This is a genomic window from Stenotrophomonas pictorum JCM 9942, from assembly GCF_001310775.1.
In the GTDB taxonomy this organism is placed as follows: domain Bacteria; phylum Pseudomonadota; class Gammaproteobacteria; order Xanthomonadales; family Xanthomonadaceae; genus Stenotrophomonas; species Stenotrophomonas pictorum.
The window spans coordinates 1-2,708 of sequence record NZ_BAZI01000353.1; the positions used below are offsets into that span (position 1 = coordinate 1).

The 2,708-nt window shown below is 67.0% G+C and carries 3 protein-coding genes; 1 reads left to right on the forward strand and 2 read right to left on the reverse strand.

Annotated features, from left to right (window positions below; translation table 11 throughout):
- Positions 1–1,204: acetyl-CoA C-acetyltransferase (locus JCM9942_RS13570; protein ID WP_089153178.1), on the reverse strand; the 1,204-nt coding region annotated here is incomplete at its 3' end.
- Between the two features lie 90 nt (positions 1,205–1,294).
- Between JCM9942_RS13570 and JCM9942_RS13575 the strand changes: the two genes are divergently transcribed.
- Positions 1,295–2,182 (forward strand): hypothetical protein, encoded by an 888-nt coding sequence (locus JCM9942_RS13575; protein WP_054660334.1) that lies wholly within the window; start codon positions 1,295–1,297, stop codon positions 2,180–2,182.
- Between the two features lie 70 nt (positions 2,183–2,252).
- Here the strand turns inward: JCM9942_RS13575 and JCM9942_RS13580 are convergent.
- Positions 2,253–2,708, reverse strand: a 456-nt coding sequence (locus JCM9942_RS13580) for a superoxide dismutase family protein (protein ID WP_054660336.1), incomplete at its 5' end; no start/stop codon positions are given.

The following is a 2,708-nucleotide window of genomic DNA, read 5'->3' on the forward strand; positions in this document are numbered from 1 at the left end:
CGGCCGTGGCGATCACCCGCGCGCCGGTGGCGGCGAACGGATGGCCGGTGGCCAGCGAGGAACCCAGCGGGTTGATCTTGTCCGGATCGATCTTGCCCAGCGCCGCGTCCAGGCCCAGCCGGTTGCGGCAGTAGTCCTCGCTCTCCCACGCCCGCAGCGTGCACAGCACCTGGGCGGCGAAGGCCTCGTGGATCTCGTAGAGATCGAAATCCTGCAGGGTCAGGCCGTTGCGCTTGAGCATTTCCGGCACGGCGATGGTCGGTGCCATCAGCAGGCCCTCGCCATGGACGAAATCCACCGCCGCCACCTGCGAGTCACGCAGGTACGCCAGCGGCTCGTGGCCGTGCGCGCGCGCCCAATCCTCGCTGGCCAGCAGCACCGCCGAGGCGCCATCGGTGAGCGGCGTGGAGTTGGCGGCGGTCAGGGTGCCGCGGCCGGAGGTCTTGTCGAAGGCCGGCTTCAACGTCGCCAGCTTTTCCAGCGAGGTGTCCGAACGCAGGATGTTGTCACGCTCCACGCCGCGGAACGGCGCGATCAGGTCGTTGAAGAAACCGCGCTCATAGGCGGCGGCCAGCTTCCTGTGCGAGGCCACCGCCCATTCGTCCTGCGAATCGCGCGAGATGTTCCACTCCTTGGCCATGTCCTCGCAGTGCTCGCCCATGCTCTTGCCGGTACGCGGCTCGGCCACGCCGGGGAACTCGGGCTTGAGCTCGGAGAACTTGAAGCCCGCCGTCAGCGCGCGGAACTTGTCGCCGGTGCTCTTGGCGCGATTGGCCGCCAGCAGCCGCGCGCGCAGCTTCTTGCCATAGACGATCGGCACATCCGAGGTGGTATCCGAACCGCCGCCGATGCCCGAGTCGATCTGGCCCAGTGCGATCTTGTTGGCCACGGTGATGATCGTATCCAGCGAGGTGCCGCAGGCGCGCTGCAGGGTGATGCCCGGCGTCAGCGGCGACAGCCCGGAGGACAGCGCCGCTTCACGGCCCAGATTCCAGTCACTGGGATGCTTGATCACCGCGCCCATCGCCACTTCACCCAGCTGCTGCCCGTGCAGGCCGAAGCGCTCCACCAGCGCACCGAGCGTACGGACCGACATGCCAAGGTTGCCAACGTCCGAATAGGCGGTGTTCTGGCGGCAAAACGGAATGCGGACACCACCGAGAATGGCGACGGGACGGGCGCTGGGCATGCGGATACCTGACATGGGAAAGTGTGTGCGACGTGGCCTGCACGTGATAGCAGGCATAATGGAGTTGAGTGTAGCTTCGAGCCAGTGACGGGCCAACCGCAAACCATGAGCAATTCCAACCCTGACATGAATGCGCTGGGCGTCGTAGCGCTGGAACTGGCCGGCGGCCAACAACCCACACAGGCCGCGTTGGGCTCGGCTCAAGCCGGCGAACTGGCCGCATTGATCGGCCGCGATCTGGCCAAGCTGGTGCCACAGGCAAGTGAACTGGATCTGGTATTTGCCGCCGCGCATTTCGATCCGGCCGAAGTGCTGCGCCCGGGCTGGCCGATCCACCGTCGCTTGGAAGAACTGCAGATGCGCGCGCCCGGCCGTCATCAGGGCCCGCGTCTGCTGGCCTTCGGCGCCGATGCCAAAGGCGAGGTGCCGCTGCCACTGCAGGCCGATCCGGCATTGACCGGCGGTGGACTGCGGGTGCTGCCGTTTGTGCTGACCGGCACCGATACCGCTGTGCTGCACGACTGTCGCCAGGCCTTGGAAGAGCTGCTGCTGGCCAACGGCATGGCCCAGCCCGACACCGCGCTGCTGGCACAGAACGCCTTTGGCGCGCAGGTCGAGCACGCCCGCTATTTCACGGTGAACGATCTGGCCGCGATGATGGCCATGCAGTACGACAACCAGGGGCTGGGCGATCTGTGGCCGCTGCTGGAAACGGCGATGTTCGCGCCGGGCGAAGAGCATTGGCTGGAAACCGGACCCGAGCCGCTGCTGCGCTATGTCGGCGGCGAGGTGCGCATGGCGCTGTTCGATCCGGCCGGCTGGTGCGCGCACTACGCGCACGACAACCGCGATGGCGAGCGCCTGCAGCGGATCTACGAGCAGTACCTGATGCGCCAGCGGCAGATGGCCGCGGTGCTCGAAGCCCATGGCGTCGACGTGCTGTACGTGCATGTGCATGCCGGCCAGGATGCCAGGGCGCTGCTGGCGCACTGAGTCACCAGCGCGCTGCCGCAGGGAAAAACGCCGGCCACTGCCGGCGTTTTCCATTCCATTGCAGAGCCGCTTACCGCGCGGCGGTGATCACCGCACAGGCCAGCCGGGCGCCGGCGTTGCCGGTGGGCTGGGTCTGGTAGTCGTCCGCATCGGCGTGGACGATCAGACCACGGCCGATGATGTCGAACGCATCGCCCTTGCCGGCATTGACGTTGCTCGCCACCGGGCCGTCGATGTGGGCATTGCCCTGCGCATCGGCGCTGATGTTGGGCATGTCGCCGCCGTGATGGGCGACCGCATCAACACTGCCATGCTCGCTGCTGCCGGGATTGAAGTGGCCACCGGCGCTGCTACCGTCCGGCGCACTGCAATCACCCTTCTCGTGGATATGGAAGCCATGCTGGCTGTCGGGCTTCAAGCCGCTGATGTCGCCGCTGGCGCGCAGCTTGCCGTCCACCAGCAGGAAGTGGATGGTGCCTTTGACCGAGCTGCCCTGGGTCGGCTGCAGCTCGGCAATGGCGAGCGG

What these genes read in the sequence shown, in the direction of transcription:
- JCM9942_RS13575 (WP_054660334.1), top strand. Translation starts at nt 1,295, where the DNA reads ATGAGCAATTCCAACCCTGACATGAATGCGCTGGGCGTCGTAGCGCTG.